Genomic DNA, 12,686 nt, shown 5'->3' with positions numbered 1-12,686 from the left:
ATCCGTATTTGTGACGAATCTGTTCAAGATACAGTCACAGATACTTTTTACACTTTTATGGCTACTGGAACTATTAACACATCAATCTGCTGATTTTGAACCAGAAACGGTTTAATCAGCAGACACTAATTATGAATAATAAAAACAGTTCACCAGATTTTTTCTGTCTGGTGAACTGTTTTTTATCTGCCGGATATTTCAGAAAGCAGAGATAAAATCTTCAGGAACCGGTGCAGTAAAGAGCATGGCTTTTTTTGTAACAGGATGGATAAATTCCAGCTGATAGGAATGAAGAGGCTGTCTCTGGATTTTGCGGTAGTCCGGATTGTACAGATAGTCGCCGGGAAGCGGATGCCCGATATATTTCATATGCACCCGGATCTGATGTGTACGTCCTGTTTCGAGATGAAGCTCAGCCAGGGAATATTCTCTGCCGACTGCCAGACGTTCATAATGCGTTACTGCCGTTTCCCCTGTTTCAAAATTTACCTCCCGGGTGATCACAGAGCCTTCCATTCGTGCAATCGGTGCATCAATTGTACCTGATTCAGGAAGGAGTCCATCAACAAGAGCCAGATAAGTCCTGCGGATTTGTCGGTTCTTCATTTGCACGGACAGAATGGCGGCACTTAGAGGATTTTTGGCAAGGATCAGTGCACCGGTAGTATCTCTGTCCAGCCGGTTGATGCACCGGTAAACAAAGTCTTCGCCTTTTTCTGCGAAATACCAGGCAATTCCGTTTGCAAGAGTATTCTCATAATTACCCATAGATGGATGCACCGGCATTCCGGCAGGCTTATTGATCACAAGGATATCTTCATCTTCATAAAGAATCTTCAGATCCATTTCTGTGCGAATGATATTTTCCCCTGTTTCTGTTTCAGGAATTGTGATCACCAGATGATCCCCGGAAGTGAGAACAGATCTTCCGAAACCGCGTTCGCCATTGAGTATGATCGTATTTGGAGAATTTTTCATAGAACTTAATATATGGCGGGAAAAACCCTCCCTTTTCAGAAAATCCAGAACGGTAACCGGATTTGTACTTTCGGAAATAGAGTATTCAATAATTCTTTCCATAATAATGTATCTGCTTTCCTGTTTTTTTATAGTGTTCAATCGGGAATATCCGATTGAGCAGAGATTCTGCAGATTAATGTATCAGATTTTGTGGAACATAACAAGAAAATATTTTCCAATAAGCTCCAAAAATCTTATAAAAAACACAGAATACTCCCTTGCATCCAAAGAAATTAGGCGTATAATCAGAAAAAGAAAAACAAATGGGTGGGGGAAAGATGAACGAACAGCAACATATTTTTACAAATAAAATGCTCCGAAATCTGCTGGTTCCGGTTATTTTTGAACAGGTATTAAATTCTTTGATGGGAACTGTTGATACCATGATGGTCAGCAATGTAGGTTCTGCAGCAATATCAGCCGTATCCTTGGTGGACTCCATTAATGTTCTGGTGATTCAGGCATTTTCGGCTCTGGCAGCCGGCGGCGCCATTATCTGTTCACAGTACATAGGTCAGAAAAATCATGAAATGGCCAACAAATCAGCCAGACAGGTACTGTTTATCATAACAGCCATATCTGTGGCAGTAACTGCGCTATGTCTGATATTTCGTATGCCTTTGTTACAGCTGATATTCGGAAAAGTAGAAGCAGATGTTATGACTGCTTCCAGAGTATATTTCTTCTATACTGCATTATCGTTCCCGTTTATCGCGCTTTATGATGCGGGTGCATCTATCTTTAGATCTCAGGGAAACACCAGAGGACCAATGATAGTTTCTGTGATATCTAATGGTATCAATATTGGTGGAAATGCAATTCTGATATGGGTATTCCATATGGGGGTGGCAGGAGCCGCTATTGCAACACTGGCGTCAAGAGTTTTCTGCGCTGTAGTCGTACTCTGGCAGTTGAGACTGGACAGACAGCCGATCGTAGTAAAGGATTATTATCAGATTCGCCCAGATGGAAAAATGATCGGCAGGATTCTTTCTCTGGGAATCCCATCCGGAGTAGAAAACAGTATGTTTCAGCTGGGAAAATTGTCTATTCAGTCCTCAGTATCTACATTAGGAACAACAGCTATTGCTGCCCAGGCAATGACAAACATTCTTGAGAATCTCAATGGTATTGCCGCTATTGGTGTAGGAATTGGTCTTATGACAGTAGTAGGCCAATGTCTTGGAGCCGGCAGAAAAGATGAGGCGGTTTATTACATTAAGAAATTATGTGTTCTTGCTGAAATTGTCATTATTGTAAGCTGTCTTCTGGTATTTGCCTTAACTATTCCGATAACAAAACTGGGTGGAATGGAACCGGAAAGTGCAAAAATGTGCTTCCATATGGTGACCTGGATCACAATTGTCAAACCAATCGTATGGGTAATGGGATTTGTACCGGCATACGGCTTGAGAGCCGCCGGTGATGTGAAATTTTCCATGATCACATCCTGTACTACTATGTGGGTGTTCAGATTTTGTCTTTGTGTATATCTTATCCGTTTCCAGGGGTTTGGTCCAATGGCAGTCTGGATTGGAATGTTTACTGACTGGACAATAAGAGGCATCATTTTCGGAATTCGCTTCCATAGCCGGAAATGGCTTACCCATAAGGTGGTATAAGATTGTCATAATGGGCAAAATACGTTGACTTTTATATTTCAAAATTATATAATAATTGTCGGAAAATAAACTCGAAAAAGCATATACAGGAAGCAGGTGGAAGTCCTGCACAAGTCCGTTACTGTAACAGTCAGATACTGTCTGCTTTTCACAGAGAAATAGAATCTGCGGCAACCAGAGATTATTTCAAGACAAAGATTTTCAGGAGAGATTTTGTTGCATACAGAATCTCTCTTTTTATGTGATACAGGAAATAATAAAATATATCCTGCGATATCATGCAAAAAAGGAGAAAATATGAAAAATGGACTGGAAGATTACTATGTAATCCGTGGAAATAAAAAGATGCGTTTTGGATATACGACTGGTTCCTGCGCAGCAGCAGCGTGTAAAGGTGCTGCTGAGATGCTTCTGAGTGGTCAGAAACTGGAAACGGTATCTTTGATGACACCGAAGGGAATTCTGCTTACCCTGGAGCTGAAAGACATTCAGATAGAATCTGATAAAGTAACTTGTGCGATCCAGAAAGATGCAGGGGATGATCCGGATACTACAAACGGAATTCTGGTCTATGCTTCTATACAAAAGACAAATGAGCCTGGAATTATCGTAGATGGTGGCATTGGCGTTGGAAGAGTGACAAAAGCCGGACTTTCTCAGAAGATCGGAGAGGCTGCAATTAATCCAGTGCCAAAAGCGATGATCTTGCGGGAAGTTTCGGAGACAGCCGAGAAGTATGATTATGAAGGCGGTCTCAAGATTGTTATTTCGGTTCCCGAAGGAGTGGAAATCGGCAAGAAAACATTTAATCCAAGGCTTGGCATTGTAGGTGGAATTTCTATTCTTGGAACTTCAGGGATTGTGGAACCGATGAGCGAGGCGGCACTTGTGCAGAGTATTCATGTGGAAATGAAGCAGCATTTTTTACAGGGAGAGGAATATATTCTGGTCACACCTGGAAATTATGGTGCGGATTATCTGAGAGAACATATGGATCTTCCTTATGAGAAGAACATTAAATGCAGCAACTATGTAGGAGAAACCATAGACATGGCAGTTGATATGGGAGTTAAGGGAATCCTTTTTATCGCCCATATTGGAAAATTTGTAAAGGTAGCTGCCGGGATTATGAATACGCATTCACACAGTGCTGATGGTAGAATGGAAGTTCTGGCATCTAATGCGATCCGTGCAGGCGCTCCCCTGGAGTGTGCAAAGGAGATTCTGGATGCATCTACCACAGATGAAGCACTGGAGATTCTGGAGAGATACCAGATACTGCAGGGGACAATGAAAGAAATCCTTGACCGGATTCAGTTTTATTTAAACCATAGGTCTTATGAGCAGATTCTTTTGGGTGCAGTAATCTTTAACAATACATGTGGATACCTGGGACAGACTGCGGATACAGCGGAACTGATAGAGAAGATCAGCGCACAGAATGACAGATTATCAAAAGAATAGTCAGATGAAAATAGTAATTAACAGAAATTTATGACCTGTAAACTAGATTAGTTACTGTTCACTCCGTTCTCAGTAACACGCTTCGCGATGCATGTCTCGGGATAGTAGCGTGTGAACAGTAACACAGATTATACAGTAAATAAGGAGGAAGAGAAACATGGTACATTTCGTAGGAGCAGGCCCGGGAGCACCGGACCTTATCACAGTAAGAGGAAAGAAATATCTGGAGGAAGCAGACATAGTGATCTACGCAGGCTCTCTGGTAAATCCGGAACTTCTCACTTATACAAAAGAGGGATGTCAGATCTATAACAGTGCCAAGATGACGCTGGAAGAAGTGATCGAAGTTGTTGAGAAAGCAGAGGCTGAGGGAAAAACCACTGTTCGTCTTCACACAGGAGACCCATGCATCTATGGAGCAATCCGTGAGCAGATGGATATTCTGGATGAGAAGAAGATCGCTTATGATTACTGTCCGGGAGTCAGTGCATTCTGCGGTGCTGCAAGTGCCCTGAACCTCGAATACACTCTGCCGGATATTTCACAGAGCGTGATCATCACCCGTATGGAAGGCAGAACTCCGGTTCCATCCAAAGAAAGCATCCAGTCCTTTGCCGCACATCAGGCAACTATGGTCGTATTCTTAAGTACAGGAATGTTGGAAGAACTGAGCAGACGTCTTATTGAGGGTGGTTATACAGAGAATACTCCTGCAGCTATCGTATACAAGGCGACCTGGCCGGAGCAGAAGACATTTGTCTGCACAGTTGGAACCCTTGCAAAAACAGCAGCAGAGAACAATATTACAAAGACTGCATTGATGATCATTGGAGATACTGTGGCAGCCGGCCATTACGACCGCTCCAAATTGTATGATCCGGAATTTACAACAGAATTCCGTGAGGCAACAAAGTCTAAGACACATCATTCATAAATTAACCTGGATGGTATATACGATCATTTAACTAAATGATCTATCTGCCGGATCGGAATTTTATTGTGGAGAGAGAAAATGAAAATTGCACTCATATGCTTCAGCCTTACCGGACAGGAAACCGGAGAGAAATTATGCCTTGGCCTGAAAGAAGCCGGTATGACAGCGGCGCTCGATAAGAAAAGCAAATATCTGCCGGATTCCATAAAGTTCAGCACTTCTGTCTGGGCAGGGGAGAAGTTCTCTGATTCAGATGCTCTGATCTTTATTGGTGCCACAGGTATCGCAGTCCGCAGTATTGCACCGTATGTGGCCTCAAAGAAATCAGATCCTGCAGTATTGGTAATAGATGAGTGCGGGCAATTTGTAATCTCCCTTTTATCCGGACATCTGGGAGGCGCCAATGAACTGGCATTAAAAGCAGCAGAACTATTACATGCAGTTCCTGTAGTAACAACAGCTACAGATCTGCATCATCGCTTTGCAGTAGATGTTTTTGCAAAAAAGAACAACTGCAGTATTTTCAATATGAAAGCTGCAAAAGAGGTTTCTGCAGCGCTTCTGGCAGGCAGGACGGTTGGATTTTACAGTGAATTTCCTGTAGAGGGAGAGTTGCCGGACGGTCTGCTTTTATGTGATGAATGTGGAAAGCCGGTCAGATCTGCGGATGACGGTCTGCTGAAAGATAAAGAGAGTTTCGCAGACAGTGATGCTTTATGCGAAAATACAAGCAGTATGATGGCAGATGATACAAAACCAGAGTGTGGAGTGGCAGTTACCGCGCACACATTCTGCCAGCCTTTTGCATCTACAACTCAGGTAGTACCAAAGTGTCTGACGTTGGGCATGGGATGCCGCAAAGGCAAAGAGGCAGAGGGAATTGCAGAAGCTGCACAGAAAATGCTTGACACGTCAGAACTGTACAGAGAAGCATTCGAACAGATCGCCAGCATCGATTTGAAGAAAGACGAACGGGGAATCCTGTCATTATCAAAAGACTGGCAGATCCCATTTGTCACATATACAGAAAATGAACTGAAACAGGTGCAGGGAGAATTTACCCCCTCACCTTTTGTAAAGAAGATTACAGGCGTGGACAATGTCTGTGAGAGAAGCGCAGTCCTTGCCAGCGGCAATGGCACTCTGCTTCAGAAAAAAAATGGAGAGAACGGTGTGACCACAGCAGTGGCAGCCAGAGAATGGAGGATACATTTTGAGTAAAATATATGTAATCGGAATCGGGCCGGGAGCTTATGACCAGATGACAGGAAAAGCGATCCGTGCCATGAATGAAAGTGATGCGATCATCGGATATACTGTATACGTTGACCTGGTAAAAGAATATTTCCCGGGAAAAGAATTTATGACCACACCGATGAAGAAAGAAGTAGACCGCTGCGTCCTTGCTTTTGAGGAAGCAAAGAAAGGCAAGACCGTTTCCATGATCTGTAGTGGTGATGCAGGAGTTTACGGTATGGCAGGCCTGATGTATGAGGTTGGTGTCAATTATCCGGAAACAGAACTTGAGATCATCCCGGGCGTAACAGCAGCAACAGGCGGAGCAGCAGTTCTCGGTGCACCGCTGATCCATGACTTCTGTCTGATCAGTTTAAGTGATCTTCTTACCCCGTGGGAAAAGATCGAGGCAAGACTTCTGGCAGCAGCACAGGCAGATTTCGTAGTATGTCTCTATAATCCGTCAAGCAAGAAACGTCATGACTATCTGCAGAAAGCATGTGATCTGATGATGAAATATAAATCACCGGATACCATATGCGGTACGGTTTCCAATATCGCAAGAGAGGGCGAAACTGCGAATGTAATGACTCTGAAAGAACTGAGAGATACACAGGTAGATATGTTTACCACTGTATTTATCGGAAATTCTCAGACAAAGGAACTGAACCACAAGATGGTAACACCGAGAGGATATAAGAATGTATAAAGTTCTTGTTTTTGCAGGAACCACAGAGGGGTATGAAATCTGCCGGTTCCTGGCAGATCATCAGGTACAGACGAAGGGATTTGTGGCTACAGAATATGGCAGCAAATCCCTGACAGAAAATGAATATCTCACTGTACAGACCGGAAGACTGGACGAAGCAGCCATGGAGCAGATTTTCGCTCAGGAGAAGCCGGAGATGGTACTGGATGCGACTCATCCTTATGCAGAGGAAGTTACGGTAAATATCCGGACTGCCTGTGAAAAAATACAGATTCCTTATCGAAGAGTTTTGCGGGAGTCCGGCGTACATGAAGACAAAGCAGTCTATGTAGAGAGCGTTCAGGCTGCAGCCCAATATCTGGATCAGACACAGGGAAATGTCCTGCTCACAACAGGAAGTAAGGAACTGGCAGGCTTTACAGGGATGAAAGATTACCAGGAACGTCTCTATGCCAGAGTCCTTTCCCTGCCGAATGTGATGCAGGCATGTGCAGAGCTGGGCTTCGAGGGCAAGCACCTGATCGGGATGCAGGGACCTTTTTCCAGAGAATTAAATGCAGCAATGCTCAGACAGTATCACTGTAAATATCTTGTGACAAAGGATACCGGAAAAGCCGGTGGATTTCAGGACAAGATAGATGCTGCTTTAGAATGTGACGCAGTTCCTGTGATCATTGGACGCCCTCTGAAAGAAGAGGGAATGTCTGTAAAAGAATGTAAGAGATTTCTGACAGAACATTTTTCGCTGACTCATCAATCACATGTCACACTTCTGGGAATCGGAATGGGAAGTCCTGAAATGCTGACCGTACAGGGAAAGAACAGTCTGGATCAGGCAGATCTCCTGATCGGTGCCAGAAGAATGGTCGATTCTGTGAAACGCCCGGGGCAGGATGTATTTATAGAATACAGAAGTCAGGAGATCAAAGATTATATTGATTCACATCCGGAATATAACAATATCGTGATCGTATTATCTGGAGATGTGGGGTTCTATAGCGGGGCCAAGAAACTTCTGGATGTGTTACAGCAGAACCGACAGTGTCAGGGTATTATGAATGAAAAGATGCCGGAACGAAACAAATTAAGTCAGGATGATTTGAATTCAGAAATCCCTGAACAGAATGAAATGGGACAGGGCAGATTGATACAGGATACGACACAACCAGAGATTCAGGTTCAGTGTGGGATTTCTTCTGTAGTCTACTTTATGTCAAAGATCGGACTATCCTGGGATGATGCAAAGATCGTCAGCGCCCATGGCAGGGGATGTAATCTTATTTCTTATATTTGCAATGAGAAGAAAGTATTTGCCATTCTCGGGACTTCAGACGGCGTAGCTGTTCTGGCAAAGAAACTGGTAGAATATGGAATGGGTAATGTGCTTCTCTATGTAGGAGAGAACTTATCTTACGATAATGAGAAGATTTTTGTAAAAACAGCAGATGAGATGACAGAATACACAGGTGATCCGTTATCTGTCATCTGTGCAATAAACGAGTCTGCCGGAGAGCGTCTGGAAACCCACGGAATTAAAGATGAAGAATTTATCAGAGGCAAAGCACCGATGACAAAGGAAGAAGTGCGTACAGTCTCTCTTTCCAAACTTCGTCTGACAGAAGATTCCATCTGCTATGATGTAGGAGCAGGAACTGGTTCTCTTTCTATAGAAATGGCACTTCGCGCACATCAGGGTAAAGTCTGGGCGATTGAGAAGAAAGAGGATGCAGTAGAACTGATCCGCCAGAACAAGGTGAAATTCGCAGCCGACAATCTGGAAATTATCGAGGGACTTGCACCGGAAGCACTCGTAGACCTTCCGGCCCCAACCCATGCATTTATCGGTGGTTCTTCCGGAAATCTGAAAGAAATTGTAAAGCTTCTGATCGAAAAGAACCCGCAGGTCCGTATTGTGATTAATTGCATCACGCTGGAAACTGTCTCCGAAGCATTGGAAACAGCGAAAGAATTCGGATTTGAGGAGAATGAGATTGTTCAGCTTAGTGCAGCGCGTTCAAAGGCGATTGGGCGTTATCATATGATGATGGGCGAGAATCCAATCTATATTATTACATTGCAGAATCCTCAGAAATAATTCAACTGAATAAACTGTATAGCAGTTGTTTGGTTATGAGCAAGGAATGAGGCGAAAGATCTTATTTATCTGACTCAAATAAACTGCAAAGCAGTTATCTGATTATGAGCAGTTTACTCGTATAGTTTATGAAAAAACAAGAGGAGAATCAGAATGAAGATTCCAAGAATATTGCTTGCAGCAGGAGCCAGCGGCAGCGGTAAGACACTGATCACCTGCGGCCTTCTGCAGGCGCTTGTCAACAGAAAAAAGAAAGTGGCTTCTTTTAAATGCGGTCCGGATTACATAGATCCGATGTTTCATTCCAGAGTCATCGGGACAAAATCACGGAATCTGGACACCTTTTTTACAGATGCGGATACAACCAGATATCTTCTGAGACGAAACGCAGCAGACTGCGATATCGCGGTGATGGAAGGTGTTATGGGCTTCTATGATGGCGTAGGTGGAATCTCTACCAGAGCAAGTGCCTATGATCTGGCAGATACGACAGACACTCCTGTAATCCTGATCGTAAACAGCAGAGGCATGAGCATTTCCCTGGCAGCCTATATCAAGGGATTTATGGAGTACAAAGAGAACAGCCATATCAAAGGCGTGGTTTTTAATCAGATGTCGCCCATGCTCTATCCACGAATGAAGAAACTGGTGGAAGAAGAGCTTGGCATCGAAGTTTTTGGATATGTCCCGAAAGTAGAGGACTGTGTGATCGAGAGCCGTCATCTGGGACTGGTACTTCCAGAGGAGATTGTTGATCTGAAAGAACGGCTACAGAAATTGGCGGGAGTGCTGGAAGATACATTGGAGATCGACAGGATTCTTGCACTTGCTGAAAACGCGCCGGATCTGAATGCACCGGAATCTCTGTCACAGAAAAATCCTGCATTTGATTTCCACCTGCCTGAGAAACTACGGATCGGAGTGGCAAAGGATGAAGCATTCTGTTTCTTCTATGCGGATAATTTCCGGATGCTTCAGGAAATGGGGGCAGAACTGGCGGAATTTTCACCTGTTCATGATGCACATCCTCCAGAAAATCTGGACGGAATATTGCTCTACGGAGGATATCCGGAATTAAACGGAGAAGCACTGGAACGCAATGAATCTATGAAAACGGAGATTGCGCGGGCAGTTAATGGAGGTATGCCATGTATAGCAGAGTGCGGCGGTTTTATGTATCTTCATGAACAGATGGAAGACATGGACGGAATCAGCCGTAAGACCTGTGGAGTAATTACCGGAAAATGCTTCCGGACACCGAAGCTGACAAGATTCGGATATGTTACTTTGACAGCCACAAAGCCGATATTTGGTATAGCCGCAGAAGAAGTGGGTGAGATTCCTGCTCATGAATTCCACTATTTTGATTCAGAGAACTGCGGCAATGATTTTCATGCAGTGAAACCACTTAGCAAACGGGGATGGGACTGCATCCACAGTACAGGTAATTTGCTGGCAGGATATCCGCATTTATATTATTATGGAAATCCTGAGATTCCGAGAGCATTTCTGCTTAAATGTATGGAATATCATAAAACTGGGAGAATATAAAAAATTTGTTATTGTTCATTCTATGCAATCAGCAGAGAGTGGACAGTGACAAAGATTTTATAACAGAGCGTATGAAAAATACGTGAGAAGAGGGAGTTTTATTAAGTATGATTTATTACAGTATGACTGCTCTTGCGGCAGGCTTTATCCTTGATCTCATCATAGGAGACCCCAGATGGCTCTATCATCCGGTCTGTCTGATCGGAAATCTGATCGCATTTCTGGAGAAAATACTTCGGAAGATTTTTCCGAAAACCAACAAAGGAGAACTTGTGGCAGGTGTTGCAGAGGTAATTCTGGTTTGTCTCCTAAGCGGAGGCATCCCATATCTGATCCTGCATTTCCTGTATGGAGTTTCTGCATGGGCGGGATTTGCACTGGAAACATTCTGGTGTTATCAGCTTCTGGCAACCAAATCTCTGAAAACAGAGAGTATGAAAGTTTATGACAGACTGAAGAACGGTACTTTAGATGAAGCGCGTTATGCAGTATCCATGATCGTAGGCCGTGACACACAGTCACTTACAGAAGAGGGTGTGACAAAAGCAGCAGTAGAGACAGTAGCGGAGAATTCTTCTGATGGGATCATAGCGCCAATGTTCTATATGGCGATCGGCGGTGTATGGTTAATGTTCCTTTATAAGGGAATCAACACGATGGATTCCATGCTGGGCTATAAGAATGACAAATATCTCTATTTTGGCCGTTGTGCTGCCAAACTGGATGATATGGCGAACTTTATTCCTGCCAGAATTTCCGGATGGCTTATGGTTGTGGCAACTGTATTTGTAAAAATGGATACAAAGAATGCTGCTAAGATCTACCGCAGGGACAGAAGAAACCATGCAAGCCCGAACTCTGCACAGACAGAGGCTGCAATGGCAGGTGCGCTAGACGTACAGCTTGCCGGAAATGCATATTATTTTGGAAAACTCTATGAGAAGCCAACGATCGGAGATGCGATTCGTCCGGTAGAGGTGGAAGATATCAGACGATCCAACCGCTTGCTTTATGCAACTGCGATTCTGGGAGCGGCAGTGTTCCTGCTGATCGGCACAGGTGCGCGTTTTCTTATATTTTGAGACAGGAGACAACAATGACGAAACATATACATGGCGGCGATGTTTACAAATATAACCATTGTCTGGATTTCTCAGCGAACTGCAATCCGCTGGGAACGCCGCAGAGTGTGAAACAGGCAATTATGGACAGTGTGGATGAGCTCAGCGATTATCCACGCATAGGGTGCGGTCCGCTGAAAGAAGCAATCGCAGCCTATGAACATACACAAAAAGAATATCTGATCTGCGGCAACGGAGTCGCAGACCTTATTTTTTCCCTTTGCAGAGCGCAGAACCCGAAGAAAGCACTCTTACTGGCGCCGACCTTTGCAGAGTATGAACAGGCACTGGTCAGTGTGGGATGTGAGATTGCCAGATATTATCTGGAAGAAACAGCGGACTTCTGCGTGAGAGAAGATTATCTGCAGATTCTGCAAAAGGAAAAACCGGATATTATTTTTCTGTGTAACCCGAATAATCCAACAGGGATCACCATGCCGCAGGGACTTCTGGAAAGAATTCTCAGAAGCTGTGCGAAACTTGGAATCTTTATGGTGGTAGATGAATGTTTCTTGGATTTCGTGAGAGAACCGGAGAAACATTCTCTTAAAAAAAAGCTGGAAGAGTATCCGAATCTCTTTTTGCTGAAAGCGTTTACCAAACGTTATGCGATTCCGGGAGTGCGTCTGGGATACGGCTTTTGTTCGGACAGCAGTGTGCTGGAGCGGATGGAAGCTGTGACACAGCCATGGAATGTATCTACAATGGCACAGCAGGCAGGACTGGCAGCGCTTGAGGAAACGGAATATGTAGAAGAAGGCAGACAGCTTATTTTCCGGGAATCTGCATGGATGAAAGAGAAGATGACACAGCTTGGTCTGAAGGTATATCCGTCAGAAGCGAATTATATTTTTTTCCATGGTCCGGCGGATCTGTTTGAACGCTGTGTACCCTGTCTCTTATACACATCTCCGAGCCCACGAGACAGTCTGTG

General features: G+C 44.0%; 10 protein-coding genes. 9 read left to right on the top strand and 1 reads right to left on the bottom strand.

What is annotated here, in order from left to right:
- Positions 1-198: 198 nt before the first annotated feature.
- On the bottom strand, positions 199-1,080 hold the full coding sequence (locus ACTNES_RS15640) for an RluA family pseudouridine synthase (RefSeq protein ID WP_441040054.1): 882 nt from the start codon (positions 1,078-1,080) through the stop codon (positions 199-201).
- A gap of 218 nt (positions 1,081-1,298) precedes the next feature.
- Between ACTNES_RS15640 and ACTNES_RS15635 the strand changes: the two genes are divergently transcribed.
- The 9 genes from ACTNES_RS15635 to ACTNES_RS15595 all read left to right on the top strand — a co-directional run.
- Positions 1,299-2,642: an MATE family efflux transporter gene (locus ACTNES_RS15635; RefSeq protein WP_291808122.1), complete on the top strand. Its 1,344-nt coding sequence runs from the start codon at positions 1,299-1,301 to the stop codon at positions 2,640-2,642.
- 297 nt (positions 2,643-2,939) lie between these two features.
- Positions 2,940-4,106 (top strand): cobalt-precorrin-5B (C(1))-methyltransferase CbiD, encoded by a 1,167-nt coding sequence (cbiD, locus tag ACTNES_RS15630; RefSeq protein ID WP_216460037.1) that lies wholly within the window; start codon positions 2,940-2,942, stop codon positions 4,104-4,106.
- A gap of 157 nt (positions 4,107-4,263) precedes the next feature.
- Positions 4,264-5,040: a precorrin-4 C(11)-methyltransferase gene (gene cobM, locus ACTNES_RS15625; RefSeq protein WP_291808115.1), complete on the top strand. Its 777-nt coding sequence runs from the start codon at positions 4,264-4,266 to the stop codon at positions 5,038-5,040.
- Positions 5,041-5,118: 78 nt separating this feature from the next.
- Positions 5,119-6,261, top strand: a complete 1,143-nt coding sequence (locus ACTNES_RS15620; RefSeq protein WP_291818550.1) for a cobalt-precorrin 5A hydrolase — start codon at positions 5,119-5,121, stop codon at positions 6,259-6,261.
- Positions 6,254-6,985 carry a precorrin-3B C(17)-methyltransferase gene (cobJ, locus tag ACTNES_RS15615; protein ID WP_216460040.1) on the top strand — a complete coding sequence of 244 codons (732 nt, stop codon included), beginning with the start codon at positions 6,254-6,256 and terminating at the stop codon, positions 6,983-6,985. The genes ACTNES_RS15620 and cobJ overlap by 8 nt, the downstream gene beginning before the upstream one ends.
- Positions 6,978-9,080, top strand: a complete 2,103-nt coding sequence (gene cobK / locus ACTNES_RS15610) for a precorrin-6A reductase (protein WP_441040050.1) — start codon at positions 6,978-6,980, stop codon at positions 9,078-9,080. Before cobJ ends, cobK begins: the two co-directional genes overlap by 8 nt.
- 153 nt (positions 9,081-9,233) lie before the next feature.
- Positions 9,234-10,631 (top strand): cobyrinate a,c-diamide synthase, encoded by a 1,398-nt coding sequence (locus ACTNES_RS15605; RefSeq protein ID WP_441040048.1) that lies wholly within the window; start codon positions 9,234-9,236, stop codon positions 10,629-10,631.
- A gap of 107 nt (positions 10,632-10,738) precedes the next feature.
- Complete coding sequence (gene cbiB / locus ACTNES_RS15600; protein WP_291808102.1) at positions 10,739-11,713, top strand: adenosylcobinamide-phosphate synthase CbiB; 975 nt, start codon at positions 10,739-10,741, stop codon at positions 11,711-11,713.
- Between the two features lie 14 nt (positions 11,714-11,727).
- Positions 11,728-12,686, top strand: a 959-nt coding sequence (locus ACTNES_RS15595; protein WP_441040046.1) for a pyridoxal phosphate-dependent aminotransferase, incomplete at its 3' end; no start/stop codon positions are given.

The sequence above is a fragment of the Blautia sp. HCP3S3_D9 genome, assembly GCF_052063845.1.
Lineage (GTDB): Bacteria > Bacillota > Clostridia > Lachnospirales > Lachnospiraceae > Blautia_A.
Note: the sequence above shows the minus strand (reverse complement) of the source record. Positions and strands in the feature narration are given on the sequence as shown.